This window comes from Ruegeria sp. CDSC045, assembly GCF_059610725.1.
In genome coordinates this window covers 326,028-352,771 of the sequence record NZ_JBXWOE010000003.1, presented here as the reverse complement: position 1 = coordinate 352,771, position 26,744 = coordinate 326,028, and the positions used below count along the sequence as shown (strand labels likewise).

33 protein-coding genes are annotated in these 26,744 nt (G+C 57.1%); 3 read left to right on the top strand and 30 right to left on the bottom strand.

What is annotated here, in order from left to right; translation table 11 throughout:
* Positions 1-34: 34 nt before the first annotated feature.
* Positions 35-1,435 (top strand): diguanylate cyclase, encoded by a 1,401-nt coding sequence (locus AC2FH6_RS09020; protein WP_496702171.1) that lies wholly within the window; start codon positions 35-37, stop codon positions 1,433-1,435.
* Positions 1,436-1,440: 5 nt separating this feature from the next.
* Here AC2FH6_RS09020 and AC2FH6_RS09015 read toward each other — a convergent pair whose 3' ends face one another.
* Genes AC2FH6_RS09015 through AC2FH6_RS09000 form a run of 4 tightly spaced genes read right to left on the bottom strand, consistent with a single transcriptional unit; the run spans position 1,441 to position 3,333 of the window.
* Positions 1,441-1,914, bottom strand: a complete 474-nt coding sequence (locus AC2FH6_RS09015; RefSeq protein ID WP_496702169.1) for a periplasmic heavy metal sensor — start codon at positions 1,912-1,914, stop codon at positions 1,441-1,443.
* Positions 1,911-2,258, bottom strand: coding sequence for a hypothetical protein (locus tag AC2FH6_RS09010; protein ID WP_281994865.1), 348 nt, complete (start codon positions 2,256-2,258; stop codon positions 1,911-1,913). The genes AC2FH6_RS09015 and AC2FH6_RS09010 overlap by 4 nt, the downstream gene beginning before the upstream one ends.
* The gene (locus AC2FH6_RS09005) at positions 2,245-2,859 is read right to left on the bottom strand and encodes an RNA polymerase sigma factor (RefSeq protein ID WP_496702167.1); all 615 of its coding nucleotides are present in this window, start codon (positions 2,857-2,859) and stop codon (positions 2,245-2,247) included. The genes AC2FH6_RS09010 and AC2FH6_RS09005 overlap by 14 nt, the downstream gene beginning before the upstream one ends.
* 6 nt (positions 2,860-2,865) lie before the next feature.
* Positions 2,866-3,333: an EF-hand domain-containing protein gene (locus AC2FH6_RS09000; protein ID WP_496702165.1), complete on the bottom strand. Its 468-nt coding sequence runs from the start codon at positions 3,331-3,333 to the stop codon at positions 2,866-2,868.
* A gap of 223 nt (positions 3,334-3,556) precedes the next feature.
* On the opposite strand from AC2FH6_RS09000, the gene AC2FH6_RS08995 reads away from it, so the two are divergent.
* Both AC2FH6_RS08995 and AC2FH6_RS08990 read left to right on the top strand, forming a co-directional pair.
* Positions 3,557-3,955, top strand: coding sequence for a DUF983 domain-containing protein (locus tag AC2FH6_RS08995; protein ID WP_142634860.1), 399 nt, complete (start codon positions 3,557-3,559; stop codon positions 3,953-3,955).
* A gap of 25 nt (positions 3,956-3,980) precedes the next feature.
* On the top strand, positions 3,981-4,685 hold the full coding sequence (locus tag AC2FH6_RS08990; RefSeq protein WP_282021545.1) for an NUDIX hydrolase: 705 nt from the start codon (positions 3,981-3,983) through the stop codon (positions 4,683-4,685).
* A 6-nt stretch (positions 4,686-4,691) separates the two neighbouring features.
* On the opposite strand, the gene AC2FH6_RS08985 is transcribed toward AC2FH6_RS08990, so the two are convergent.
* From AC2FH6_RS08985 to AC2FH6_RS08860, 26 genes are all read right to left on the bottom strand, one after another.
* Positions 4,692-6,359, bottom strand: coding sequence for a ribonuclease J (locus tag AC2FH6_RS08985; RefSeq protein WP_496702164.1), 1,668 nt, complete (start codon positions 6,357-6,359; stop codon positions 4,692-4,694).
* A complete protein-coding gene (locus AC2FH6_RS08980) occupies positions 6,356-7,135 on the bottom strand; it encodes a type III pantothenate kinase (RefSeq protein WP_496702162.1) in 780 nt (259 codons plus the stop codon). The genes AC2FH6_RS08985 and AC2FH6_RS08980 overlap by 4 nt, the downstream gene beginning before the upstream one ends.
* An 11-nt stretch (positions 7,136-7,146) precedes the next feature.
* The gene (locus AC2FH6_RS08975) at positions 7,147-7,896 is read right to left on the bottom strand and encodes a biotin--[acetyl-CoA-carboxylase] ligase (protein WP_496702160.1); all 750 of its coding nucleotides are present in this window, start codon (positions 7,894-7,896) and stop codon (positions 7,147-7,149) included.
* A 36-nt stretch (positions 7,897-7,932) separates the two neighbouring features.
* Positions 7,933-9,375, bottom strand: a complete 1,443-nt coding sequence (nuoN, locus tag AC2FH6_RS08970; protein WP_496702158.1) for an NADH-quinone oxidoreductase subunit NuoN — start codon at positions 9,373-9,375, stop codon at positions 7,933-7,935.
* A gap of 15 nt (positions 9,376-9,390) precedes the next feature.
* A complete protein-coding gene (locus AC2FH6_RS08965) occupies positions 9,391-10,935 on the bottom strand; it encodes an NADH-quinone oxidoreductase subunit M (protein ID WP_142634872.1) in 1,545 nt (514 codons plus the stop codon).
* Entirely contained in the window at positions 10,935-13,085 is a 2,151-nt protein-coding gene (gene nuoL / locus AC2FH6_RS08960) for an NADH-quinone oxidoreductase subunit L (protein ID WP_496702156.1), read from the bottom strand. The genes AC2FH6_RS08965 and nuoL overlap by 1 nt, the downstream gene beginning before the upstream one ends.
* A 6-nt stretch (positions 13,086-13,091) precedes the next feature.
* Positions 13,092-13,397, bottom strand: coding sequence for an NADH-quinone oxidoreductase subunit NuoK (gene nuoK, locus AC2FH6_RS08955; protein WP_050602759.1), 306 nt, complete (start codon positions 13,395-13,397; stop codon positions 13,092-13,094).
* The gene (locus AC2FH6_RS08950; protein WP_496702154.1) at positions 13,394-13,981 is read right to left on the bottom strand and encodes a hypothetical protein; all 588 of its coding nucleotides are present in this window, start codon (positions 13,979-13,981) and stop codon (positions 13,394-13,396) included. Before AC2FH6_RS08950 ends, nuoK begins: the two co-directional genes overlap by 4 nt.
* On the bottom strand, positions 13,978-14,580 hold the full coding sequence (locus AC2FH6_RS08945; RefSeq protein WP_281972815.1) for an NADH-quinone oxidoreductase subunit J: 603 nt from the start codon (positions 14,578-14,580) through the stop codon (positions 13,978-13,980). The genes AC2FH6_RS08950 and AC2FH6_RS08945 overlap by 4 nt, the downstream gene beginning before the upstream one ends.
* Complete coding sequence (locus AC2FH6_RS08940) at positions 14,577-14,987, bottom strand: carboxymuconolactone decarboxylase family protein (RefSeq protein ID WP_496702153.1); 411 nt, start codon at positions 14,985-14,987, stop codon at positions 14,577-14,579. The genes AC2FH6_RS08945 and AC2FH6_RS08940 overlap by 4 nt, the downstream gene beginning before the upstream one ends.
* Positions 14,984-15,478, bottom strand: a complete 495-nt coding sequence (gene nuoI, locus AC2FH6_RS08935; RefSeq protein ID WP_037307839.1) for an NADH-quinone oxidoreductase subunit NuoI — start codon at positions 15,476-15,478, stop codon at positions 14,984-14,986. The genes AC2FH6_RS08940 and nuoI overlap by 4 nt, the downstream gene beginning before the upstream one ends.
* Before the next feature lies 1 nt (position 15,479).
* Positions 15,480-16,517 (bottom strand): NADH-quinone oxidoreductase subunit NuoH, encoded by a 1,038-nt coding sequence (gene nuoH / locus AC2FH6_RS08930; protein ID WP_496690845.1) that lies wholly within the window; start codon positions 16,515-16,517, stop codon positions 15,480-15,482.
* Between the two features lie 204 nt (positions 16,518-16,721).
* A complete protein-coding gene (nuoG, locus tag AC2FH6_RS08925; protein WP_496702151.1) occupies positions 16,722-18,743 on the bottom strand; it encodes an NADH-quinone oxidoreductase subunit NuoG in 2,022 nt (673 codons plus the stop codon).
* 8 nt (positions 18,744-18,751) lie between these two features.
* Positions 18,752-19,177 carry a DUF5333 family protein gene (locus AC2FH6_RS08920; RefSeq protein ID WP_271950187.1) on the bottom strand — a complete coding sequence of 142 codons (426 nt, stop codon included), beginning with the start codon at positions 19,175-19,177 and terminating at the stop codon, positions 18,752-18,754.
* A 20-nt stretch (positions 19,178-19,197) separates the two neighbouring features.
* Positions 19,198-19,602, bottom strand: coding sequence for a DUF5333 domain-containing protein (locus AC2FH6_RS08915; protein WP_271950189.1), 405 nt, complete (start codon positions 19,600-19,602; stop codon positions 19,198-19,200).
* 98 nt (positions 19,603-19,700) lie between these two features.
* Positions 19,701-20,084, bottom strand: coding sequence for a hypothetical protein (locus AC2FH6_RS08910; protein ID WP_496702149.1), 384 nt, complete (start codon positions 20,082-20,084; stop codon positions 19,701-19,703).
* Positions 20,084-20,500 carry an MAPEG family protein gene (locus AC2FH6_RS08905; RefSeq protein ID WP_496702147.1) on the bottom strand — a complete coding sequence of 139 codons (417 nt, stop codon included), beginning with the start codon at positions 20,498-20,500 and terminating at the stop codon, positions 20,084-20,086. The genes AC2FH6_RS08910 and AC2FH6_RS08905 overlap by 1 nt, the downstream gene beginning before the upstream one ends.
* Positions 20,501-20,505: 5 nt before the next feature.
* The gene (nuoF, locus tag AC2FH6_RS08900; protein ID WP_142635179.1) at positions 20,506-21,804 is read right to left on the bottom strand and encodes an NADH-quinone oxidoreductase subunit NuoF; all 1,299 of its coding nucleotides are present in this window, start codon (positions 21,802-21,804) and stop codon (positions 20,506-20,508) included.
* 12 nt (positions 21,805-21,816) lie between these two features.
* Entirely contained in the window at positions 21,817-22,038 is a 222-nt protein-coding gene (locus AC2FH6_RS08895; RefSeq protein WP_142634889.1) for a DUF5337 domain-containing protein, read from the bottom strand.
* A 32-nt stretch (positions 22,039-22,070) separates the two neighbouring features.
* Complete coding sequence (gene nuoE / locus AC2FH6_RS08890; protein ID WP_496702145.1) at positions 22,071-23,171, bottom strand: NADH-quinone oxidoreductase subunit NuoE; 1,101 nt, start codon at positions 23,169-23,171, stop codon at positions 22,071-22,073.
* Positions 23,172-23,538: 367 nt separating this feature from the next.
* On the bottom strand, positions 23,539-24,762 hold the full coding sequence (locus tag AC2FH6_RS08885; protein WP_271950197.1) for an NADH-quinone oxidoreductase subunit D: 1,224 nt from the start codon (positions 24,760-24,762) through the stop codon (positions 23,539-23,541).
* Positions 24,762-24,893, bottom strand: coding sequence for a hypothetical protein (locus AC2FH6_RS08880; protein WP_271950199.1), 132 nt, complete (start codon positions 24,891-24,893; stop codon positions 24,762-24,764). The genes AC2FH6_RS08885 and AC2FH6_RS08880 overlap by 1 nt, the downstream gene beginning before the upstream one ends.
* A gap of 1 nt (position 24,894) precedes the next feature.
* The gene (locus AC2FH6_RS08875; protein WP_170433422.1) at positions 24,895-25,068 is read right to left on the bottom strand and encodes a hypothetical protein; all 174 of its coding nucleotides are present in this window, start codon (positions 25,066-25,068) and stop codon (positions 24,895-24,897) included.
* The gene (locus tag AC2FH6_RS08870) at positions 25,068-25,673 is read right to left on the bottom strand and encodes an NADH-quinone oxidoreductase subunit C (RefSeq protein ID WP_271950203.1); all 606 of its coding nucleotides are present in this window, start codon (positions 25,671-25,673) and stop codon (positions 25,068-25,070) included. The genes AC2FH6_RS08875 and AC2FH6_RS08870 overlap by 1 nt, the downstream gene beginning before the upstream one ends.
* A 10-nt stretch (positions 25,674-25,683) precedes the next feature.
* A complete protein-coding gene (locus AC2FH6_RS08865) occupies positions 25,684-26,217 on the bottom strand; it encodes a NuoB/complex I 20 kDa subunit family protein (RefSeq protein WP_037307875.1) in 534 nt (177 codons plus the stop codon).
* Complete coding sequence (locus tag AC2FH6_RS08860) at positions 26,208-26,573, bottom strand: NADH-quinone oxidoreductase subunit A (protein ID WP_496690852.1); 366 nt, start codon at positions 26,571-26,573, stop codon at positions 26,208-26,210. The genes AC2FH6_RS08865 and AC2FH6_RS08860 overlap by 10 nt, the downstream gene beginning before the upstream one ends.
* Between the last annotated feature and the right edge of the window lie 171 nt (positions 26,574-26,744).

Below are 26,744 nucleotides of genomic sequence, written 5' to 3'. Positions count from 1 at the left end.
ACTTTAGCAACGCATGCAATCAACGGTGACTGATATGTCGGTGCAAGGCACGATCCTTGTCCTGGACGGGACCTCAACCAATCGAATTATGCTGAAGGTACAGCTTACCGCGGCCTGGTATCACGTCGCACAGGGGGAAAATCTGCGGGGTCTTGATGGGCTGTTGAAACGTGTGCGCCCCGATTTGATCTTAACCGCGCAGTCATTGCCGGATGGAACGGCGGCAGATGTCAAGAAAGTGGTAATGGCCGACCCGGATCTGGCGGATATACCCATTGTCGCTATCGCGCCGCAAAACGACAAATCCGCAAGGTTGAGGGCATTGTCAGATGGGTTGGACGATGTATTGGCGCACCCGTTCAAGGACACGTTGTTGCTAGCTCGGGTTCGCAGCTTGCTAAGGGCACGCGCCGATACGCAGGAATTGCAAGACAATAGCGGATCGCCATGTTTGGGATTTGCCGAAGCAACAAGCGCCTTTGCTACGCCACCCAAAGCTGCGCGCGCCGCCCTACTGACGCAATCCGCTAAAACCGGGGCGCTTTGGCAGAAGGCGCTGTCCGAACATACGCATCACAGTCTGTCGATTCACACGATATCGAACCTTCACCGCCTGCTTTCCGGCCCCATCCCGGACGCGATTATTGTCGAAATTGATGGCGAATCTTCAGGCCTGAGTATTCTGGCGGATTTGAAATCGCGTGGGGCAACACGGCACACGGTGCTGATCGGCATCTTGAGAAAGGATGACGCGTCTCTGGCTGCCGAAGCGCTGGATCGTGGCGCGGATGCCATCTGTATGGCGGGGTTCTGCCCCCGTGAAACTCTGTTGCGGCTTGATAACCAGCTTGCCCGCAAAAGCCGAATTGACCAGATGCGGGATTCTTTGCGGCGTGGCATCGCGGAATCCTGGGTGGATCCACTGACCGGCCTGCATAACCGCCGCTATGCAATGCGAGCATTGAAGCAAATCGCCCGGCAGTCTGCGCTGACCGGGCTCGGGTTTACCGTGATGGTGGCCGATCTGGACCATTTCAAATCAATCAACGACAAGTTTGGCCATGCCGGAGGCGATCAGGTCTTGATCGAAACAGCCAAGCGCATGCGCAATTCCATTGGTTCTGACGGCTTTGTGGCACGGATCGGGGGCGAAGAATTCTTGATCGGTCTGCCTGAAACTACGGGGCCTCGAGCATTGGGGATCGCACGAACCGTCTGCGACGACATCTGCCAGTGTCCATTTGACCTATCCGAGGCCGCCGAACCAATCGCAGTGACAATCAGTATCGGCCTCATTACGGCCGATGACAACACGTTTCGCCAGGGCATCCCACCCGCACCATTGGACAACATGATAAAATCTGCGGATACGGCCCTGTATGCTGCGAAAAAGGCGGGACGCAATCAGGTCATGGTCCAGAATCACGCAGCCTGATCCGGTCAGTCGTGTTTTCTGCCCGCTTTCGATTTTCGGTGCACCACATCTTCCAGACGATCAGCGTATTCGACGCGTTCTTTCGGGCTCATGGCTGACACACGGATCAGCCACTGCTCCTGCAAAGCAGACTGCATCTCTGACATCACCTGCGCCTGCTGACCCAACAAAGCCTCTACAGCGTCAGCTGCGAAGGGTTCGGCGCGAAGTGCGTCGCCAAGGGCTTGAAAATCCGCCGTCCGATGATCGACACCTTGGCGGTGCAGGCCCGAAAGCTCGGCCCGCATCGCCTGGCGTTCATGCTTGGGAAGCGCGCGATAAAGCGCCGATCCAAATCCCGGAGGGGTTTTGACGTGGTCATTGTTTCTGACGCGCAGCGCCGTGCCAACAACCGCACCGATGACTAGCAGATTGATAGCAAGGGACACGATCAGCAGGACAGGCATCCACCGGCGTTTAGGTTTTGACTGTTCGCTCATTCGCCTTCCTCCAGGAAGATTGTATTCAGATCCATATCCGCAACCTCAAATCCAGAGGATTGCGAATAAAGCAACGTCGCCGGATCGGGCAAAAAAGCCGGGGCAGTCAATCCAATCCAGATGCCAGCAATGCCCGCGGCCGCCAGACCTCCCATCCCCTGCCAGCCAAAGAAACTATCCAATGCCTGTGCCCAGAACCCTTGGGGTGATTTCTGAAGCCTTTGCAAACGAACGGTTTCCGCATCGGCCAGAATACGAAGGGCGAGTGCATCGGGTAACGGCTCATTTTCTTGACGAGCACGTAAAAACAGGTGATTCAGGTCGCTATTTTCATCCATCGGCATATCCCAACTCGTCTCTTCTTGCGGCTAACTGCTGTGCCAGTGCCCGCTTTCCCCGAGCTGTCAGACTCTCTACAGCTTCGATGGAAATATCCATAATTCCCGCGATTTCGGGATTGGGCAACTCTTCGATGTGGCGCAAGACAACAGCCTGACGTTGCCGATCCGGAAGTTGCGCCAACGCGAACTGCAGTGCGTCCAACCTAGCGGCATCCTGAAGGTGTTCGGTTGCACTGATCGCATCGCTTTCAGGTTCGGCAACATCAGAAAGACTGTCCGCCGATTTCTTCCGCCGAATATCGACACACAGGTTCAGAGTGACCCGGTAAAGCCAAGTCGATACCTTTGCCTGTCCAGCAACCCAATCCGGCGCCATCGTCCATAGGCGCATCATGGCTTCCTGTGTGACATCTTCGGCTTCGGCCCGGTCGTTCAACAGCCTGAGCGCCACCGAAAAACTGCGCGGCCCAAGCCGATCGGTCAAAATGCGTGCCGCATCAGCGTCACCCTCGGCGAACCGCCGCAACAATGCATCGTCTCCGGGGTCGCCCGCAGCCTGACTTTGGCTGCGAGCCCCCGTTGATGAGGTACTCAGGTCCCGCATCCTTCATTAGCTGTCGTCGGTGCCAGCTTTGTCACGTTTTTTGTGATGCCAGCCCATCCGGTTTTTCGCATCGGCAAATTCCTGTTCCGAGATCGTGCCATTTTTGTCCGCGTCGATGCGGTCAAACATCTTGCCAGCACGGCGCGGCTTGGGCAACTCATCATCGGATAAGAGGCCATCCTGATTGGCATCGTGCTTTTCGAACATTTGATTCACACGCTCATTCGCCTTCTTCTGGCTAGCCGCTTGCATCTCGTCGACGCTCAGCATGCCGTCGCCATTGGTGTCGGCATTGGCGAAACGCTGTTGCCTATAGGTTTGCATTTCTTCCTGCGTGACCTGACCATCATTGTTCAGGTCCAGCTCTTGAAAGGTCACATCCTCTCGGCCTTTCGGACCGACAGCCAAGGCGGTTGTGCCTGTCAATGCAATGGCCGATACCAGAATGGCCGGGATAAGTTTCGCGCTTTTCATATCGTTTTCCTTTGTTTCTCGCGACCGGTTTGTCGCTGCTCACATAGGTTAAAACGGTGCAGTTTTCGGTTTCCGTCGCCCAATTTGAATTTTATTCTGTCGCTCACTGCCATCGACCACATAATTTCCGGACATCTCATCGCGGCACAAAGCGACGCACCCCCCTTTTCTGTGGGGCAAAACAAGCGCAATATCAGGGCAATCTGAATGCGCGAGTTTCAAAATGACAGATCAAACGATCGACACAATATCCGAGAACGACCGTCCAACCCGGCCTGCGCTAATCAAAGGCTTCCGTTGCCGCTGCCCAAAATGCGGTGAAGGCAAGCTGTTGCACAGCTACCTGAAGGTGAATGACAGCTGCAGCAGCTGTGGTCAGGAACTGTTTCATCACCGTGCGGATGACGGTCCAGCCTATCTGACAATCCTGTTGGTCGGTCACCTGCTGGCGCCCGCTTTGCACATCTCTTATGTCCAGTGGCGCCCTGACCCGCTGAACATGTTCCTGATTTTTGCATTCGGATGTACAGCCTTGACACTGTTCCTGCTACCGCGAATGAAAGGGGCCGTTGTCGCCTATCAGTGGGCACGACGGATGCATGGGTTCGAAACGGACCGATGACTGGAATGATTGGGTCGGCCCTGAGATGAGTACAGACAAAACGGCTATACGGGACGCTGCAACAGTTATCGTGTTGCGGGACCGGATGACGAACCCTTCCATTTTGATGGGTCAAAGGGGCGCAAAAGCCGTTTTTATGCCGAACAAATTCGTGTTTCCAGGTGGCGCGGTAGACGCAGAGGACGCTCTGGTCCCGCTATCGGCTGACATGTCCCAGCTCTGCCGCGATCGGCTTACTGAACAGTCTCCGCCCGGGCTGCAGAATGCTTTGGCGGCCGCCGCAATCCGCGAGCTCTGGGAGGAAACCGGCCTGGTGCTTGGAGTTCCCGGCGCTTGGACAGGTGAGGTGCCGATTGACTGGCAAAGCTATGCAGAGGCAGGATTTCTGCCCTCTGCACAGGCATTGCAGTTTGTTTTTCGCGCCGTCACCCCGCCCGGCCGTACGCGCCGGTTTGATGCACGATTCTTTTTGGTAGATGCAGACGCCCTGCAAGGCGATCTGGATGACTTTGGCCGCGCTTCGGATGAGTTGTCTCACCTGCAATGGGTTCCGTTGAACAAGGCGCGCGAGCTTGATCTTCCCTTCATAACCGAAGTTGTTCTGGCCGAAGTTGCAGCCCGGGTCACACGACCCGAACCACCCCAAAGCGTTCCGTTCTTCCTCAATCAAGAAGAACAAAGCCTGTTCTTACAGATCAAAGGCTATCCAATGTCCGAACAGGACTTCTAGCCGAACCTACTTCATTCGGCTGATCACCGTGGTCACCTCGGGCTTTTTGCCGATCTCGGTCTTTGCTGTCTGACGCACGATCCGGCGCAATGCCTCTTCCAGCTTGTCATCGTCGCGCCGGGTTTTGGTATCCGCCCGCATGAGGAATTGGTTCAGGTCCTCTTCCAGAACTTCGACCAGTGCTGCGCGCGATGTTCCGGTCTCGGCCAAGCCCATCGTATCGCACCAGGGTTCACCCAACGGTTCGTCTTCTTCGTCTAAAATAACCGTCACGGTTACATGCCCGTTCAAGGCCATGCGAATGCGGTCGCGGACAACTCCATCCAAGGCTCCGACCTTTACGGATCCATCCAGATAAGTTCGGCCTGTCTCAACGTAGTCGACGACCTTGGGGGCATTGCCGCTGAGATCCAGCATCGTGCCATTGACTGCCACAACCCCGGTACGACCACCCGCTTCGGCCAGTTTAGCATGTTCTCGCAGATGTCGGTGTTCACCATGCATGGGAATAACCATCTGCGGGTTGACTATGGCGTGCACTATTTCCAGATCAGGCCGGTTGGCATGGCCAGAGACGTGATACAGACCCGAGCTGTCATCCACCACATCAACGCCTTTTTCGCTGAGCTGGTTCATGATGAAGATTACGCCCTTCTCATTGCCCGGTATCGTCTTCGACGAGAACAGGAACAGATCGCCTTCCTTCAATTCGATCCCGCGGTATTTACCGCGTGCAAGCTGGGCACTGGCCGCACGGCGTTCACCCTGGCTGCCGGTTACGATCAGCATCAGGTTCTGGCGCGGGATATCTACGGCCTCTTCGGCGCTGATAACCTTGGGAAAATCCGTGAGAATACCGGTTTCCGTCGCGGCCTCAATCATCCGCCGCATCGCACGACCCAACAGAACGACCGAGCGTCCCGCGCGCTGCCCAGCCTCGGCCAGCGTCTTCACCCGGGCGACATTCGAGGCAAAAGTCGTCGCAACCACCATTGATTTGGCATTTTCGACCAATTTGGTGATCTCAGGCCCGACCTCGGATTCCGAGCGGCCCGCATGCGTTGAAAACACGTTCGTGCTGTCGCAGACCAATGCTTTCACGCCGTCCTTGGCAACCTCGGCCCACAGGTCCTGATCAAACGGTTCACCTACCACAGGGTTGGCATCCAGCTTGAAATCCCCTGTATGCACGATCCGCCCCGCAGGCGAGTCTATGACAAGCGCCGCACTTTCGGGGATCGAGTGCGATACCGGCAAAAACCCGACTGTAAATGGGCCAACCGTCACCTGCTCAGGCCAGGCCGAAAGGGTCTGAACCGCGTCTGTCGGATGGGCTTTCTCTTCCATCTTGCGACGTGCGAGATTTGCGGTGAAGGCGCGCGCATAAATCGGGGCGCCCAAGTCGTCATAGCAATGCGCCACAGCGCCGACGTGATCTTCGTGCGCATGGGTGACAAAAACCGCCTCAAGCCGGTCGGCACGTTCTTTCAGCCAGTTGATATCGGCATGGATCAGGTCGACACCGGGTGTTGTGTCCATATCCGGAAAGGTCACGCCAAGATCGACAAGGATCAGCCGTTCCTTCCCCGGTTTGCCATAGCCATAGACATAGGCATTCATGCCAATTTCGCCCGCTCCGCCCAGGGGCAGATAGATCAGTCGTTCACTGCTCATGTTGAGCCATTTTCCTTGTTATAGCGATGGATCACGGTCAGTCCGTGCATCGTCAAATCGTCTTCTATAGCGTCAAACCCAACATCTGCCTGATCGAACAGAGGCGCAAGCCCCCCGGTTCCCACGACTTTCATCGGCATGCCATATTCCGCCTTTATCCGGGCAATCAGCCCTTCGATCAGACCGGAATAGCCCCAATACACGCCAGATTGAATGCAGCCAACCGTATTTGTTCCAATCACTTTTTCGGGACGTGTGATGTCGATATGCGGCAACGCGGCGGCCCCCTGGTGCAACGCCTCAAGGCTCAGGTTTACACCTGGGGCGATGATGCCGCCGACATATGCTCCATCCGAAGACACCACGTCAAAGTTGGTGGCCGTTCCAAAATCGACAACAACCACATCCCCGCCATGCCGTTCAAATGCCCCGGCAGCATTGGCCAGGCGATCCGGGCCAGGGACCGTACCCTCGTCTATGCGCGGGCTGACAGGCAGCCGACATTCCGGCTTGCCCACGACCAATGGGCGACAGCCAAAGAACCGGTCCGCAAAGACGCGCAGATTGAAAACCACACGCGGCACGGTCGAGGCGATAATCACATCGGTGATATCAGCTTGGATCTCATAATGTTTGACCAGCGTAGAGTACCAGGTGAAATAGGCATCTGCCGTACGGGCATGGTGCGTAGAAGTGCGCAGCGTGCAGACGAATTCCTCACCGTCCCAGATCGAGAAAACGGTATTAGTGTTGCCGCAGTCGATGGCTAGAAGCATTGGTGCCCCTTTCAGAAAAATACGTCTGCCGCAGGTATGCTGACGCGGCCCTTCGCGGTGTTTAGGACAAGGTTACCGCCTGCGTCCACCGTTTCGAAGGTCCCGACCGTCTCAGTGGTGACAGTACGCGCGGTGATGACCTCGCCCAGCTTAGCTGCGCGGGACAACCAAGCAGCGCGGATGGGTTCGAACCCGTAGGTTACAAACTGGGCCTCAAAACGCGCATAGGCCGATGCAAGCTCGGTCAAAAAATCTTCGGTGGTGACATCTGCCCCTGTCTCGGACAACAGCGAAACCGGCCTTAGCGCACCTGGTTCGACTTTATCTGCAGTCGGTGCCTGCGAGAGATTGACGCCGATGCCGATTGCCAAATGCGAGACGTCCCGCCCCTGCCCGGTACTTTCCAGCAGAATCCCCGCAAGCTTACCACCGTTCAGCAACACATCATTGGGCCATTTTAGCGACAAGCCCGAGATGCGTCCGGTGACCGCCACACATGCATCAAACAGGGCCAAGGCGGCGACAAAACTGCGCAGAGCGGCTTGTTCCGGGCGGCCTGCGGGCCGCATCAGCAGCGTTGCGGCAAGATTTCCCTCGGGGTTGGTCCAGACCCGTCCGCGCCGACCGCGCGCCTGTGTCTGGCGGTGCGCCAGTATCCAGACCGGACCCTGAGCCATCGGCGCGATCCGGGCGGCTTCGTTCAGAGTGCTATCGACCTCTTGCAATACATGCAGGCCATATCCATCCGGCCAATCACTCATGTCACAAGAACAATAGGCCGCGGGCAATGGTCGAAATCAGTTAACAAGCGTCGCCGCTGCAGCTGCCGCTGCGCCCTCAATCCCAAACTGATAGAATACGCCAACCAACATCAATGCAGCTGACCCCATCAGAGCAACCCACAGAACCGGAGACGAATTTGCGTCGATCGGGTCGTCATTCTCGGCACCGAAATACATATAGTATACGATCCGTAGGTAATAGAATGCACCGATCACCGAGGCGATGGCAGACATGATCACCAGACCGGTCAGGCCAGCCTCAATACCCGCTTGCCAGACGCCGAATTTCGCAAAGAACCCAAGCATCGGTGGAACACCGGCAAGGCTGAACATCAGGACCAGCACGGCCAGAGCCTTACCCGGATCGCATTTGGAATACTGGCGCAAAGCGTCAATGTCGGTAACAGGTTTACCGTCCCGTTCCATCATCAGGATAAAGGCGAAAGTTCCGACATTCATGGTCACGTAAATCGCCAGATACATCAGCATCGCCTTGATACCCAGCTCGCTCCCAGCCGCCAGTCCGATCAGCGCATACCCCATATGGGCAATCGACGAGAACGCCATCAGCCGTTTAATGTCGCGTTGTCCGATGGCAGCTACGGCCCCCAACAGCATAGACAGAACAGACAAGAGTACGATCACCTGCTGCCAGTCCTTTACGACACCTCCAAATGCGTCGTGCAACACGCGGGCAAACAGGGCCATGGCGGCCACTTTGGGCGCCGTGGCGAAGAAGGCAGTGACTGGTGTGGGCGATCCTTCATAGACATCCGGCGTCCACATGTGGAACGGAACAGCCGAAACCTTGAACGCAAGCCCCGAGATCAGGAAGATCATCCCGAACAGCAACCCAAGATTCACATCGCCGTGATGAACGGTCTGAATGATGCCCGAGAACAGCGTGGTCCCGGTAAAGCCGTATACAAGCGACGCCCCATAGAGCAGCAAACCCGAGCTAAGCGCGCCCAGAACGAAATACTTCAGTCCAGCCTCGGTGGATTTGGCGCTGTCACGGCGCAGCGCGGCGACAACATAAAGCGCCAGCGACTGCAGTTCGAGCCCCATATAAAGGGACATCAGATCGCCCGCGCTGACCATCATCATCATGCCAACAGCAGCCAGTGCCACCAGCAAAGGGTATTCGAACCGCAACAACCCGCGGCGGGTCATATAGTCCTGGCTCATCATCAAAACCGCAGCAGCAGACAGCAGAATCGCCACTTTGGCAAAGCGCGAGAACCCGTCATCAACAAACATGCCGTTAAACGCGATGTTTGTTCCGTCGCCATTTGTTGCGATCCAGAACGCCAGCAGCGCCATCAGCCCGGCGGTCACCCAAACCAGCGTCGGCGCTAGCCCGTCCTTGGTGGTGTAAACAGCCGCAAGCAATGCCGCCATCGCATATAGTGCCAGAACGATCTCTGGCAGGATAATTGTCAGATCAGCCTGGATCATGTCTCCAAAGCCTCCTTAATGCGAGGCGGCTGTCTGGGTCGCGGTCTCAGCCGCGGCCAGAGCCGTATCATAGTTCGAAATCAGCGCGGCAGTCGAGTTGCCAATCACATCTGTTACCAGCGATGGATACACACCCAACAGGATCGTCATGACGATCAGGGGGGCAAATATCAACCGCTCGCGCGAGCTCATATCAGTCATCGCCTTGAGGCTTTCTTTGATAAGATCCCCAAATACGACCCGACGATACAGCCACAAAGCATATCCCGCCGAGAAGATAACACCGGTCGCGGCCACAGCAGTCACCCAGGTATTGACCTGGAATGCGCCCATCAGGGTCAGGAACTCTCCGATGAACCCACTGGTGCCCGGCAGGCCAACATTGGCCATGGTGAACAGCATGAAGACTAGCGCGTAGGCCGGCATCCGGATTACCAGACCGCCATAGGCCTCGATATCGCGGGTGTGCATCCGGTCATAGATCACGCCGACACACAGGAAGAGCGCCGCCGAGATGAACCCGTGGCTGAGCATCTGGAAGATGGCTCCGTCGACACCCTGCTGGTTTGCCGCAAAGATGCCCATGGTGACAAAGCCCATATGTGCGACCGAGGAATAAGCAATCAGCTTTTTCATATCCTCCTGCACCAGAGCAACCAGCGATGTGTAAACCACAGCGATGGCCGACATCCACAGCACCAGATCGGTCATCACCGCCGACCCCACCGGGAACATCGGCAGGCTGAACCGCAGGAAGCCATAGCCACCCATCTTCAACAGGATCGCCGCCAGCACGACCGACCCTGCGGTCGGCGCCTGCACGTGTGCATCCGGCAGCCAGGTGTGGACCGGCCACATCGGCATCTTCACCGCAAATGAGGCAAAGAACGCCAGGAACATCAGCGTCTGCATACCGCCTACGATATGGATGCCCAGAACGGTAAAGCTGTCGGACGAGAAATGATGCGCCATCAGCGCTTCGATATCCGTCGTGCCTGCATCCGCATACATCGCAACCATAGCCACCAGCATCAGCACAGAGCCAAGGAACGTGTAGAGGAAGAACTTGAAGCTGGCATAGATGCGCTCTTTACCACCCCAGATGCCGATGATCAGGAACATCGGGATCAGACCCGCTTCGAAGAACAGGTAGAACAGCACCAGGTCCAGCGCCATGAACACGCCAAGCATCAGCGTTTCCAGCAGCAGGAAAGCAATCATGTATTCCTTGACGCGGTCTGTCACATTCCAGCTGGCCAGAATTGTCAGCGGCATAATGAAAGTGGTCAGCAACACGAACAGGACGCTGATGCCATCCACACCCATCTTGTATTTCAGACCCATCAGCCACTGGCCCTCTTCCACCATCTGGAAGCCGGTGTTTTCAGGATCAAAGCCAGTATAGATGCCAACCGAGACCAGGAAGGTCACCGTCGTCGCAACCATGGCCACCCATTTGGCATTGCGTTGCGCGGCTGCGTCGTCGCCCTGCAGAAACAGCGCCAGTATGGCGGCCGCCGCTGCGGGGATGAAGGTGACGATCGAGAGGATATTGTCCATTAGTGTGCGCCTCCGCCGATCGACATCCAGGTGACCAGGGCAGCAATTCCCAGGACCATCCAGAAGGCATAGGTAAATATGTAACCAGTCTGCGCCTTGCCTGCGAGGCGAGTGAAGAATGGCACGATGCCCATTGCTACCCCGTTCAGGAAACCGTCAATCGTGTTGCCGTCGCCGCGTTTCCACAGGAACCGCCCAAGTGCCAAGAAAGGTTTGACGAAGATCGCGTCATAGATCTCATCAAAGTACCATTTGTTCAGCAGGAACAGATAAAGCGGACGCTGGTTTGCTGCCAAGCGCGCGGGCAACGTCGTATTCACGATATAAAACCAATAGGCCACGATGAAACCAAGCAGCATCGCAACGAAGGGTGAGACCTTGACCCATTTCGGAACAGCATGCGCATCGTCCAGCACATGATTGTCCGGTGCGATGTAGAGCGCGCCTTCTCCGGGCGTTCCAACAAAGGCATAATGGTGATCGCCGCCCTGCGCGTCCTTCTCACCATGGCTGTCCTCCGCGTGACCAGCATCCGCATGCGTATCGTCGCCGTGATCATCTTCGGCATGGGTATCGTCCCCATGCGCGCCCTCTGCCGCGTGGCCATCCACCGAAGCCTCTGCAACCGGAATGCCATAGAACTGGCCGACCTTGTCGGTGTGGCCAAAAAAGTTGCCATACCAGATCATCCCGGCGAAAACCGCACCCAGCGACAGAACGCCCAGCGGAACCAGCATGACCAACGGGCTTTCATGCGCGTGCTCATGCGTGTGTTTGTCGCCACGCTCTTCGCCATAGAAGGTCAGGAAGATCAGCCGCCAGCTGTAGAATGAGGTAAAGGCCGCCGCAATCACCAGCATCCAGAACGCATAGCCGGTGCCTCCGGCAAAGGCGCTTTCGATGATGGCATCCTTGGACAAGAACCCGGCAAAACCGAATGTGGTCAGCGGAATGCCAACCCCGGTAATAGCCAGCGTACCGATCATCATCGCCCAAAACGTGTAGGGGATTTTCTTCCGTAACCCGCCATATTCCGTCATCTCTTGCTCGTGATGCATCGCGTGGATCACAGAACCGGCCCCAAGGAACAGCAGCGCCTTGAAGAACGCATGGGTCAGCAGGTGGAACATCGCCGCCGAATACATGCCAACGCCTGCGGCCACGAACATGTAACCCAGCTGCGAGCAGGTCGAATAGGCGATGACGCGTTTGATATCGGTCTGCACCAGACCCACGGTCGCTGCAAAGAAAGCCGTCGAAGCGCCGAGGAAGGTGATGAACCCGGTCGCACCCGGCGCAAACTCCATCAGCGGAGACATGCGGCAGATCAAAAATACACCCGCAGTCACCATGGTCGCGGCGTGGATCAGGGCTGATACAGGCGTCGGACCTTCCATCGCATCCGGCAACCAGGTGTGCAGGAACAACTGTGCCGATTTGCCCATCGCACCGATGAACAGCAGGACACAGATCACTTCAATCGCGGTCCACTCCCCCCACAGGAAGTGCAGCTTCTCTTCGGCCAGCGCCGGGGCCGAGGCAAAGATGTCCGAGAAATTGATGCTGTCGGTCAGCAGGAACAGCGCAAAGATACCCAGCGCAAAGCCGAAATCCCCAACCCGGTTGACGATAAACGCCTTCATCGCAGCGGCGTTGGCGGTGGGCTTGCGATAGTAGAACCCGATCAGCAGATAAGACGCGACGCCCACGCCTTCCCAGCCAAAGAACATCTGAACCAGATTGTCTGCCGTCACCAGCATCAGCATGGCGAAGGTAAAGAAGGACAGATAGGCGAAGAAGCGCGGCTTATAGCTTTCGCCCTCGCGCCATTGTGGATCGTGATCCATGTAGCCAAAGGAATACAGGTGCACCAGCGCCGAGACGGTCGTCACCACGATCAACATAATCGCGGTCAGCCGGTCCAGACGAATGGCCCAGCTTGTCGACAATGATCCGCTTTCGATCCAGCGCATGATCTCGATCTGCTGGGTGTGACCGTCGAATGTCAGGAACACGATCCACGACAGCAGACAGGCCAGAAACAGCAGGCCCGTGGCGGTCCACATGGCGGCTTTCTCGCCAATGAACTTCCAGCCGAACCCGCACAGGATCGCGCCCACCAGCGGGGCAAAGAGGATGGTGGTTTCCATGTGCCCTTACCCCTTCATCATATTGACGTCTTCAACCGCGATCGAGCCGCGGTTGCGGAAGAAGCAGACCAGAATAGCCAGCCCGATCGCCGCCTCGGCCGCCGCCACGGTCAACACGAACAGCGTAAACACCTGCCCGACCAGATCGCCCAGGAAGCTGGAAAACGCCACAAGGTTGATATTCACCGCTAGCAGCATCAGTTCGATGCTCATCAGCAGGATGATGACGTTCTTGCGGTTCAGGAAGAGACCGAAGATGCCGATGACGAACAGCGTCGCCGCGACCGTAAGATAGTGTTCAAGTCCGATCATAGCTTCGCTCCTGGCGAGTCGGGGTAGTAGAGTTTGCAGCCGCAAAAAGCGTCCATCTGATTTCGCTTTTTCATGCTACCTATTAGCTCCAGCCGGTTGGTCGAAATCCCGTATCCGTTTTTGTTTGCCAATTCTTGGATTTCAGGAATCGTAGACTTGGAGGTCAATTTTAGATTTCCGTATGGAGGAAACAACAAATCTGCCGACGTCGATTTTCCTTTAAGATCGATGCCAGGGTGATTGTTTTTGTTTGCCGGACATACTCCACTGACTTCGACGACCTCTTTCGAATTACAGTCGGTAATGACTACACTTTCGTAAGTACCACAACCGCTTGATATCCAACGCTGACCAACCCGACCGCCTCCTATGTCGACAGCAGAGCTAGCCTCCAAGAAGTGTCCCCATTCATCACCAGCGTTCTTGAACGAACAGTCTGTCGAAACACGAATCCTCTTATCGACATGCCAAAAAGGTTTGGAGGCCATTTCACAAACAATAACGTTGCAATCCTCCGCCAAAGCTGGACCCACCGACCACAGCATTGGCGCTAGCGCTGCGACTATTTGCAAAGCGCGGTTCACAACCCCTGCCCCGGTTTCACGTCCTTCAACTCCATCGCCTTGGCCGGGTCGCGCATCATCTGGCCGATGATGTCCTGACGCTTGATGTCCTGACGGTGGCGCAGCGTCAGCACGATGGCACCGATCATGGCCACCAGCAGGATCAGGCCCGCCAGTTGGAAAAGAAGGAAGTATTGGTCGTAAAGGATGACACCCAGTGCCTCGGTATTGTGACGATCCACTGGAACCGGCTGTGCCAGATTGGCGGAAGCACCCTGCGCGCTGTCCCAAGCCCCAAAGGCCATGACAAACTGCATCAGGATGACCAGACCGATCAGCAAGGCCAGCGGCATATAGCGCGCCATCTCGGCCTTGAGCTCAGCAAAATCCACGTCCAGCATCATCACGACGAACAGGAACAGAACCGCGACCGCGCCGACATAGACGATGATCAGCAGCATCGCCACGAACTCAGCCCCCAGCAGCACAAACAATCCTGCCGCGGACAGGAAGGACAGGATCAACCACAGCACGGAATGCACCGGCTGGCGGCTGATCACCGTGAACAGCCCGCCGGTGATGGCGCTGATGGCGAACAGATAGAAGGCAAAGACGGTCATTGATCCTCATCCTCGTTATCGCCCATGACCTCTTGCGCCAATTCCAGCGCGCGGGTCATGGCCGGGATGCCGGCAAAGACCGACATCTGACCGATCGTTTCCACGATCTCTTGTTTCTTGGCACCGGCTTCCACAGCGTGGCGCACGGTCTGACGCACCGCCGCATCCGCCTGCGCGCCCTGACAGGTCAGCCCGGCCAGTGTCAGCAACAGGCGGGTCTTGGCATCCAACCCGTCCTTGTTGACGGTGTTGCCGAACATCATCTCCATGACTTCTTTCGGCATGGTCGGCCATAGAGTTTCGAACCCTTTGGGCGAGAAGCTCTCCATCGCAGGGTTCATCGCCTTGGCCATGTCCTGCGCCTGCTTCATCATCAGCTCAAACGGATTTGTCGGGCTGTCAGTCATCGGTACGGCGCGTCCATTTCCAGATTGCGGGCGATCTCGGCTTCCCAGCGCTCGCCGTTGTCGAGCAGTTTTTCCTTGTCGTAGAACAACTCTTCGCGGGTTTCCGTGGCGAATTCGAAATTCGGACCTTCGACGATGGCATCGACCGGGCAGGCCTCTTGGCAGAAACCGCAATAGATGCACTTGGTCATGTCGATGTCATAGCGCGTGGTACGGCGGCTGCCATCTTCGCGCGGTTCGGCGTCGATTGTAATGGCCTGTGCAGGGCAGATCGCCTCGCAGAGTTTGCAGGCAATACAGCGTTCTTCACCGTTGGGGTAACGACGCAGGGCGTGTTCACCGCGAAAACGCGGAGACAGAGGACCCTTTTCATGCGGGTAGTTCAGGGTGGCCTTCGGTGCGAAGAAGTACTTCAGTCCCAGCTTCATGCCGACCCAGAAGTCCTGTAGCAGGAAGTACTTGGCGGCGCGGGTGTAGTCGATTTGGGTCATGTCAGCCTCCTACGCTCCAGCGGGCGAATGCCCCCCAGAACCAGTCGAATTTCGCCGCAAAGGCCACGAAGACTACCCAAGCCAGCGAGAAGGGCAGGAAGACTTTCCAACCCAGCCGCATCAGCTGGTCATAGCGGTAGCGCGGCGTGATCGCCTTGACCATTGCGAAGAGGAAGAAGAAGAACGCCATCTTAGCGACCATCCACAACACGCCGTCGGGCAGGCCCGGGATCGGGGACAGCCAGCCGCCGAAAAACAGCAGCGTGGTCAGCGCGCACATCAGGAAAATGGCGATATATTCGCCAGCCATGAACAACAGGAAAGGCGTGGCCGAGTATTCGACCTGATAGCCCGCGACCAGTTCGGATTCCGCCTCTGGCAGGTCAAACGGTGGGCGGTTGGTTTCGGCCAGCGCCGAGATGAAGAACAGGAAGACCATTGGGAAATGCGGCAACCAGTACCAGCTGAAGAACCCAAAGCGCCCGTCTTGCGCATGCACGATGTCACCGAAGTTCATCGACCCGGTCGACAGGATCACACCGATGATGATCAGACCAATCGAGACCTCGTAGGAAATCATCTGAGCGGCAGAGCGCAATGAGCCAAGGAAAGGGTACTTTGAGTTCGACGCCCACCCCCCCATGATCACGCCATAAACCTCCAACGAGGACACGGCGAAGACATACAGGATGGCGACATTTATATCCGACAGCACCCAGCCGTCGTTGAACGGAATCACGGCCCAGGCGATCATCGCCAGAACAAATGAGGTCAACGGCGCGAGGATAAAGACGGTGCGGTCTGCACCCGCTGGGATAACCACCTCTTTAACCACATATTTCAGCGCGTCGGCCACCGTTTGCAGCAGGCCATAGACGCCCACCACATTGGGGCCACGGCGCATCTGAACCGCCGCCCAGATCTTGCGGTCTCCATAGACAAGGAACAACAGCGAAATCATCACAAAGGCCACAACGGCAAGCACTTGTGCCAGAATGATGAGGGCTATTCCGCCTGGGGTGTTAAAGAATTCAGCCATTGGTCCTCACACCGTGGGTATTCCGTATTCCGCACGAAATGCTAAGGCCATGTGCCTGCGCAAAGTGCGTCTGGGTCGGCGCGTTGGTGTAAACAGCATCTGCAGCCGCTACGCCACCCTTTTTATTCCGTTTCATAGGCAAAACAGGGGCGAGCCCCTGTCCGACCAGCACAGGGTCGAGATGCGATATGACAGAGTTTCGGTTCATTCCGCCGCGATCTTTTCGCCTTTGCGTGCCTGCGTCTGCGCCGATAGCTCAGCCATCAACTGCGAGGCCCGTGCAATCGGGTTGCTCAGGTAGAAGTCCTTGACGGTGTGACGGAAGCTCGCCTTGCCCAGAGGGCCGAGCTTCAGCGCCTGAACCTCGTTTTCGATCACCTCGTCGATACGGGCCAGATGCGGCACCGCCTCGATCAGCGCGGTGCGCAGTTGCGCCAGTGAGTCATAAGGCAGCGTCGCACCCAGTTCGGCAGACAAAGCGCGCAGGATCGCCCAGTTTTCCTTAGCCTCACCTGGTGCAAACCCGGCACGCATCGCCAGTTGCGGGCGGCCTTCGGTGTTCACGAACAGGCCGTTTTCCTCGGTATAGGCTGCGCCCGGCAGGATCACGTCGGCGCGGTGCGCACCTCGATCGCCATGGCTGCCCTGATAGATGACAAAGGCGCCGTCGCCGATTTCAACTTCATCGGCACCGAGATTATAGATCACATCCGCCGCGCTGATTGTATCCATGCCACCTTCGTTGGTTGCATCGACATCCATAGAACCAACACGTGAGGCGGCTGTGTGCAGGACAATCAAACCGCTTTCGGTATTCGCCGCGATGGCTTGCGCGGCGGCCAGAACCGCAGCACCGTCCGCCTCTTGCAACGCGCCTTGCCCGATGATGACAAGCGAGCGTTTGCCCTTGATCTCATCATCGCCGCCCATGTCGACAACCTTTTGCAGCGCTGCACGGTCATCGCCCATGTGGTGGTACTCATAGGTCAGGTCGACGGCCGGGCCGACCAAAGCAATCTCGGCCCCATGCGCCCAGGCCTTGCGGATACGAGCATTCAGTACGGCAGCCTCATCGCGTGGGTTGGTGCCGATCAGCAGGATACGCTCGGCGGTATCAATGTCTTCAATCGCGGCAGTCCCGGCATAGGCCGCGCGGTTGCCCGCAGGCAGCTTGGCGCCATCGGTGCGGCATTCGACAACCCCGCCCTGCCCTTCAATCATCTGCTTGAGCGCAAACGCAGCCTCAACCGGGGCCAGATCGCCCACGATACCGGCGGGCTTTTCAGCCCCTTTCAACGCCTCGGCCGCTTTGGTCAACGCCTCGGGCCACGTCGCCGGGCGCAGCTTACCGTTTTCACGCAGGTATGGCTTGTCCAGCCGCTGACGACGCAGGCCGTCCCACACAAACCGCGTCTTATCACTGATCCATTCTTCGTTCACGCCATCATGATTGCGCGGCAAAAAGCGCATGACTTCGCGCCCTTTGGTATCCACGCGAATGTTCGAGCCCAAGGCATCCATCACGTCGATGCTTTCGGTCTTGGTCAGTTCCCAAGGGCGCGCGGTGAAAGCATAGGGTTTCGAGGTCAGCGCCCCGACGGGGCACAAGTCGATGATATTACCTTGCAGATTCGAATCTAGCGTCTGGTTCAGATATGACGTGATCTCGGCGTCTTCGCCCCGCCCGGTTTGACCCATCTGAGTGATCCCGGCCACTTCGGTTGTAAAGCGCACGCAGCGGGTGCAACTGATGCAGCGGGTCATCGCGGTACCAACCAGCGGACCCAGATCCAGATCATCGACCGCGCGCTTGGCTTCCTTAAACCGCGTGCCCGACATGCCATATGCCATCGCCTGATCCTGCAGATCGCACTCGCCACCCTGATCGCAGATCGGGCAATCCAGTGGATGGTTGATCAGCAAGAACTCCATCACTCCTTCGCGGGCCTTCTTGACCATGGGCGAGTTGGTTTTGACCACCGGTGCCTGCCCTTCCGGCCCTGGACGAAGATCGCGCACCTGCATGGCACAAGAGGCCGCAGGTTTGGGCGGCCCCCCAACAACTTCGACCAGACACATCCGGCAGTTCCCGGCAATCGACAGACGCTCGTGATAGCAAAAGCGCGGCACTTCGACCCCGGCCTGTTCGCAGGCCTGAATCAGGGTCATCGCACCATCGACTTCGATTTCCTGTCCGTCGATGTTAACTTTGCGGAGGTCAGACATGATTTAAACTACCCTTTCAGGAATGTGCCGATAGCAGATTTTTTGGCGATTTCGCTTCGCCCTGCCGAGCACATCGTATCTGGAACGCCAATCACGATGCCGTTTCCTTGGATATAACGAATAGCGTCGTCCTGTATCCGCTTCCGCGGCAAATTTCTTTCGAGATAGACAAAATCACTTTCCCGATACCCCTTGGCTTCTAGGTCGTCAGCTACCGTTTTCATGCTTTGCCTGATCTGCGATCGATTGAGCGACAAATTCGGACAACCGCCTGCAATCTGCTCTGCCATAGCGTTGGCAAAGGCCACATCATAGAGGCTCTGCGGAACCTGTGTACGAAACTGAGCGCGAGATGTGTCAGCGTCCAAAGCTTGGCTGGATGTTGACTCGCATCCAGCTAAGACCAAAAGCAAAACACCAGCAAAGCCCGTCATCAAAGCTCTGAAACCCATACTCAATTCGCCCTCAAATACACGCCGATGGCGCTGTTTCTTTCAATTTCCGCACGACCAAGCGTACAGAAGGAATTCGGCCGGTCATACGACACGCCATTTTGGGCCAGATAGGCCTCGCCCTTGGCGCGCATCCGGTCTTTTTCTGCATCCGAATCGACATAGGAGCGGATTTCACTGTCGGAATAGCCCAACTGGTTCGCCTTCGACCGCAAGCCCCACATCACACCAATCGCCTTCATACGCCGCCCGCTGATGGAGGGGCAGTATTCCGAAATTTCGTTCGCGATAGCGATGTAATAGAGTTCGTTGTCGATCTCTTTGACTTCGCGCAAGGGAGGTTTAGCCAAAGCAACCGCAGGCAGTGTCAGCGCCGTTGCAACGGCAAGCATTTTGATACCAGACATGACAAATCCTTTCGTCTTGGAAAGACCAAGACGACGGAGGCCAGCATTGCTATGCAATAGCAATGGGCCTGTCACGGCGTGATATGCAAAAACCCGCTTCATGGACGGCGGCAGCTCCCGGCAAAGGTTAGTCTGTCATCGTTGATCTGAAGGTTTTGTGGTTCGGTATCCGGCCCGACCTTCCAGTCGATCCTGGAGGATCCGAAATTCGCGATGCAAAACTTGGTGCCCTCATAACGGCCGGCCTCGCGTGCACCATCCAATGAGGCAGATACTCCTTTGATCACAACGGTGAAATCCGAAGGAGACGCTTTTTTGTTGATGTGCTTTGCTTTGGCTCTGAACGACTTGCCATCGAATAGAATACGATCTTCCGAAGGCTTAATCAGCCCGCAGGCCGAAACCGCCGCCAGCAGTAAAACTGCGCCGATGAGGGAAACATTCTTGGTTCTGGTCACAAGATCAACAGTTCGTTCAATCATTAAAACGCCGCCACCAATGCCATGATCCCCATCACGAACATGCAAAGCCAGGCAACCACGTAAAGAACCGAGCGCAAGCCAGAGTTCGGCTTACCCAGTCCACGCAGATGAACAAACAGCATTGCCAGACGCGAAACCAGTGCCACCGAGGCGAGCAAGTTTACCCAAAACGGGCTGACCCCCAACAAAATTGCCGCGATCGTCACCGCCACAAAAGCAGGAAGCGTTTCAGTGCCGTTCAGATAGGCACGGTTCAACCGATAGGCCCTGTCTGAATAATCTTGCTCGGGCGTGGCGCCTGGCGCCAGCCCCTTACCCTGTTTGGCCATTGCCGAAAATGGGGCTAGGAACAGGACGACGAGGGTGAAGATCATCACCGATGCAAGTGCATGGCCATAGTCCGAGAATACTTCCATTTGAATCACTCCGCTGCCATCGCACCCGTGCGGCCCGATTTCTGGGCCTTGATGCGGTCTTCGATTTCTTCCCGGAAATTGCGGATCAGGCCCTGGATTGGCCAGGCTGCCGCATCACCGAGGGCACAGATCGTGTGGCCTTCCACCTGTTTGGTTACGTCAAACAGCATGTCGATCTCTTCCAACTCGGCCTCACCGCGCACAAGGCGATCCATGACGCGCATCATCCATCCGGTGCCTTCACGACACGGTGTGCACTGACCGCAGCTTTCATGTTTGTAAAACTTCGACAATCGCCAGATCGCTTTGATTATATCGGTGGATTTATCCATCACGATCACTGCAGCCGTACCCAGGCCCGAGCCCAGATCGTTGCGCAGGTGGTCAAAGTCCATGATCGCGTCGCGCATGTTCTCACCGCGCACACAGGGCACCGACGAACCACCCGGAATAACCGCCAGCAAATTGTCCCAGCCGCCGCGAATGCCGCCGCAATGGGTTTCGATCAGCTGTTCAAACGGAATCGACATCGCCTCTTCAACGACGCAAGGATTGTTCACATGGCCCGAGATCGCAAACAGCTTGGTGCCCGCGTTGTTCTGACGGCCAAAGCCTGCGAACCAGTCGGCCCCGCGACGCAAGATCGTCGGCACGACCGCAATGGATTCCACATTGTTCACCGTGGTTGGGCACCCATACAGACCTGCGCCCGCCGGGAACGGTGGCTTCATCCGCGGCATGCCCTTTTTGCCCTCAAGGCTTTCGATCAGGGCAGTTTCCTCGCCACAGATATAGGCACCCGCCCCGTGATGCAGGAACAGATCGAAGTCCCATCCTGACCCAGCGGCGTTCTTGCCCAACAAACCGGCGTCATAGGCTTCGTCAATCGCCGCCTGCAGCGCCTCACGCTCGCGGATGTATTCCCCGCGCAGGTAGATATAGCAAGTATGCGCATTCATCGCGAAAGAGGCTATCAGGCAGCCTTCGATCAGCGTATGCGGATCGTGGCGCATAATTTCACGGTCTTTGCAGGTGCCAGGCTCGGATTCATCCGCATTCACCACCAGATAGGACGGGCGACCGTCACTTTCCTTGGGCATGAAGGACCACTTCAGACCGGTTGGAAAACCCGCGCCGCCCCGGCCGCGCAGCCCTGAATCCTTCATCGTCTGGATGATCCAGTCGCGCCCGTTGCCGATCAGGCCAGCGGTGCCGTCCCAATGCCCCCGGGCCTGTGCACCGCGCAATGTACGCTCATGCATCCCGTAGATGTTGGTAAAGATCCTGTCCTGATCCTTCAGCATCATGTGTTACCTTCAGCTGTCCTGACGCATGCGCCAGAGTTGAAAAATGTTGACGCCCGCATAGATGAACCCGGCCAGCGCGGCAAAATCAAACAGCAGCGCATAGCGTCCCGGCAGTTCCATCGCAGGGCCAATGAACATGGTCATGGCAAGCCAGACCAGCATGGTCACGGCGATGACCACTCCGATATGTCGACCCTTGCGGGCCATGGCCTGTTCCTTGTCCTTGTCCATCTTGTCCTAAATGCCCAGAGCGGGCACACATCCTAGTCTTCGTATGTACCGTCGTCCTTGGCCCGCTTGGCGAACTCGGTTTCTTCACCCGCCGCCAGCTTGGTGGCCTGATCAATCCAGCCGTCTCTCTCGATCCGGCCTTTGAACTTCAACCGCGCATCAACCCAGGCAACCTGCTCGGGCGTCCATTTGGCGATCTGATCATAATGATAGAAGCCCAGCTCGTTCAGCGTCTTCTCAAGCTTAGGCCCGACACCTTTAAGCAGCTTCAGATCGTCCGACTTGCCGTCCCGCGCACCCGAAAGCGTGTCGGGCTGGTCTTCTTTGACCGCCTTCGCCTCAGCCGCTTGTTTCACCGCGGGTTTGGCCGGTGCGGGGGCCTTGGGAGGATTCGGAGCAGCCTTTGTCGCCGCCGCCTTGCCATCCTTGCCCAGCCATGGCGTCAGGATCGGAACCTCGGTCCCGTCGATGCGCTTGACGGTATCCCCCAGATCAGTCGCCAACTGAACGCTGGCGTTATACTGGGTTCGGCCGCTGTCATATTCTGACAGGCTGGTCAGCCCCTTCAAAGGCTCTGCCGCATAGCGCCCGTTCTGAGGGCCCGGTGTCGGCACCTTGCCAGCGGCCAGATCGTCGATGATCTTGCCAAAACCCTCGGCGGTCAGGTCTTCGTAATAGTCCTTGCCGATCTGCGCCATCGGCGCGTTGGTGCAAGAGCCCAGGCATTCGACCTCTTCCCAACTCAGCTTGCCATCGGCGGACAAAGCATGCGGCTTGGCGGCGATCTTATCCTTGCAGACCGCAATCAAATCCTCGGCCCCGCAGATCATGCAGGAGGTGGTGCCGCAGACCTGAATATGCGCCACCGAGCCAACCGGCTGCAGCTGGAACATGAAATAGAACGAGGCGACTTCGAGCACACGGATATAGGCCATTCCCAGCATGTCAGCGACGGATTCAATCGCCGGACGGCTCAGCCAGCCCTCTTGTTCTTGCGCGCGCCACAGCAGAGGGATCACCGCGCTGGCCTGACGGCCTTCGGGGTATTTGGTGATCTGCGCTTCGGCCCATTGCCGGTTGGCAGCGGTGAAGGCAAAGCTATCGGGTTGTTCAGGATAGAGACGGCGGAGCATTAGTTCTTACTCTCCTGCACTGAATTCGGCTGATATTGACCTTCCGGCACAATCCCTTCGTACGCTCCATTTACCAAGGGCAAGCAAAGCAAGGAATTATTCCAAGGCCCGGAAACGTACACTGGGGTGCTTTCGTGCGATTTGGTTACCTCTTGCAGCCCAACTTGACAGAATGCGGCAACCTCTTCTTTTTGCACGATAACTAGCAAATCCATGCCAGTTGATCTTGGTGTCCCAACTGTCGAAACAATCTTAAAGCCCTCGGCCAGAAGATCATTTAAGTTGCCCTCGACGGCTTGGCCCGCCGAAAGCTCTGCCCCGCAAACCACGGACAAACCTATTGCGGCGAACGAATTGAAACACCGTCTCACCGATCAATCTCCCCGAACACGACATCCATCGTCCCGATGATGGCGGCGACGTCGGCCAGTTGGTGGCCTCCGGCAATGTGGTCCATGGCTTGCAGGTGCAGGAAGCCCGGCGCGCGCAGTTTGGCTCTGTAAGGCTTGTTGGTGCCATCGGCGACCAGATAGACGCCGAATTCGCCCTTCGGGGCCTCGACGGCGGCATAGACCTCGCCCGCGGGCACGTGGAAGCCTTCGGTATACAGCTTGAAGTGATGGATCAGGCTTTCCATCGAGGTTTTCATATCCGAGCGTTTCGGCGGGGTGATCTTGCCGCGGGCCAGCACATCTCCGGGGCATTCGCGGATTTTGGCGATGGCCTGACGGATGATCAGCAAGGACTGGCGCATCTCTTCCATGCGGCAGAGATAGCGGTCATAGCAGTCGCCGTTCTTGCCGACCGGAATCTGGAACTCGAATTCGTCATAGCATTCATAGGGTTGCGCGCGGCGCAAATCCCAGGCCAGCCCCGATCCGCGTACCATGACACCCGAGAAACCGTATTTCTGGATGTCATCCTCGGTCACCACGCCAATATCGGCGTTGCGCTGTTTGAAGATGCGGTTTTCGGTCAGCAGACCGTCAATATCGTCGAGAATGGTGGGGAATTCGTGGCTCCACGCCTCGATATCGTCCAGCAGTTCCGGCGGCAGGTCCTGATGTACGCCGCCGGGGCGGAAATAGGCCGCGTGCAGGCGGGCACCGCAGGCGCGTTCATAGAACACCATCAGCTTTTCGCGCTCTTCAAAGCCCCAGAGCGGCGGGGTCAACGCGCCCACATCCATCGCCTGGGTGGTCACGTTCAGCAAGTGGTTCAGAATGCGCCCGATCTCGGAATACAGAACCCGGATCAGCGAACCGCGGCGCGGAACCTCGACCCCGGTCAGCTTTTCGATGGCCAGACACCAGGCATGTTCCTGGTTCATCGGCGCCACGTAGTCCAGACGGTCGAAATACGGCAGGTTCTGCAGATACGTCCGGCTTTCCATCAGCTTTTCGGTGCCACGATGCAGCAGACCAATATGCGGGTCGCAACGCTCGACAATTTCGCCGTCCAGCTCAAGCACCAGACGCAAAACTCCGTGCGCCGCAGGGTGTTGCGGGCCGAAGTTAATGTTGAAATTGCGGATCTTCTGTTCTCCGCTCAGCGCGTCCGTGCTGCCGTCATCATATCTTGAGCCGTCCATCAACGCCCCCGCTTATTCTTTTTTGCATCAGCCCGAACCCGGACCTTTTCGGCCTCGGCCGCCTTGGCTGCAGCCCCCGCCAGAAGGACCCCCAGCGCACCCAGCACGATCAGTTCCCCCAGCATCATCATCTCAGCGGCGCTCCAGCTCTTGCAGTTTCAGCCCGACCCACCACAGCAACGCGATCGTGCCAAAGGGGATCAGACAGAGCAGGCACCAGTATTTGTTAATCCCGAAGAACGGCAAAATCTTTACCATCGGGATGATGGTCAGTGCAGATAGGATCAGCCACCAGATGCCACCCATTATTCGCTCTCCTGTTTCTCATCGCCGGGCAGGATGTAATTCGCACCCTCCCACGGAGACATGAAATCAAACTGACGGTATTCCTGCACCAGATTGACCGGCTCATAGACCACACGCTTTTGCGCCTCGTCATAACGGACCTCGGTATAACCGGTGGTCGGGAAATCCTTGCGCAGCGGATAGCCACGAAAGCCATAGTCGGTCAGGATTCGCCGCAGATCAGGATGGCCCGAGAAAAGGATGCCGAACATATCGAACACCTCGCGCTCGAACCAGTTGGCCGAGGGGTGAACGTCGACAATCGACGGCACCATGTCATCCTCACGGATCGACACGCGCAGGCGGATACGCTGGTTCTGGTACATCGACAGAAAGTGATAGACCACATCGAACCGCTTGGCCCGCTCGGGATAGTCAACGGCTGTGATGTCCACCAGGGTCGAGAACTTGCAACTGGCATCGCCCTTCAGAAATTCGATAAATTCCACAAGGTTCGACGGGGCCACGTCCACGTTCAACTCATCATGGGTGACATCCCAGGACAGAACGCAATCGGTCCGTTTGAGTTCCAGCTGCGCGCCGAGTTCTTTGAGTGCTTCGCTCATTGCCCTCTCCTCAGCGTACAATGGTGCCGGTGCGGCGGATTTTGCGCTGCAGCTGCATCAGACCATACAACAGCGCCTCAGCCGTCGGAGGGCAACCGGGCACGTAGATATCGACCGGCACAATGCGGTCACAGCCGCGCACAACAGAATAGGAATAATGGTAATACCCGCCGCCGTTGGCGCAGGATCCCATCGAGATCACATAGCGCGGCTCGGGCATCTGGTCATAGACCTTACGCAGCGCAGGCGCCATTTTGTTGGTCAGCGTTCCGGCCACAATCATCACATCCGACTGACGTGGGGACGCGCGTGGCGCGATACCAAACCGTTCTGCATCATAACGCGGCATCGAGGTGTGCATCATCTCAACTGCGCAACAGGCCAGCCCGAAGGTCATCCAGTGCAACGACCCGGTTCGGGCCCAGTTGATGATGTCCTCCGTCGAGGTCAGCAGAAAGCCTTTGTCCTGCAGCTCGGCATTCAGGGCCTGGGTGGCGACTTCTTTGTCGACGCCGGCGGTGTTTGCACCCGTCATCACTCCCATTCCAGGGCCCCCTTCTTCCATTCATAGGCAAAGCCGATGGTCAGAACGCCCAGGAACACCATCATGGACCAGAATCCGACATCGCTGATGTCTTTGAAAGCCACGGCCCAAGGGAACAGGAACGCAATTTCCAGATCGAAGATGATGAAAAGAATCGCGACCAGATAGAATCGGACGTCGAATTTCATCCGCGCATCGTCGAAGGCGTTGAAGCCGCATTCATAAGCGCTGACCTTTTCAGGGTCGGGATTGCGGACGGCCAGCACCACAGCGGCAAGAATCAAGACGATTCCAAGGCCCGCAGCGACGACCAGAAACACCAGGATCGGGAGGTACTCCCGCAGCAGGTCTTCCACGAATAGCTCCTTTCCTGCGCGTGCCCCGTAGGGGAGCGCCGTCAATTAGCGTGTTGATTGGACATTCTCTATCCGCGCGGGGTCAGAGGGTCAACCAAACACAACCGCATGGCACCCTAATATTCCGTTTCATTCCAGCCGAACTTCGATCCGTGAAACGCCCAGACCGAC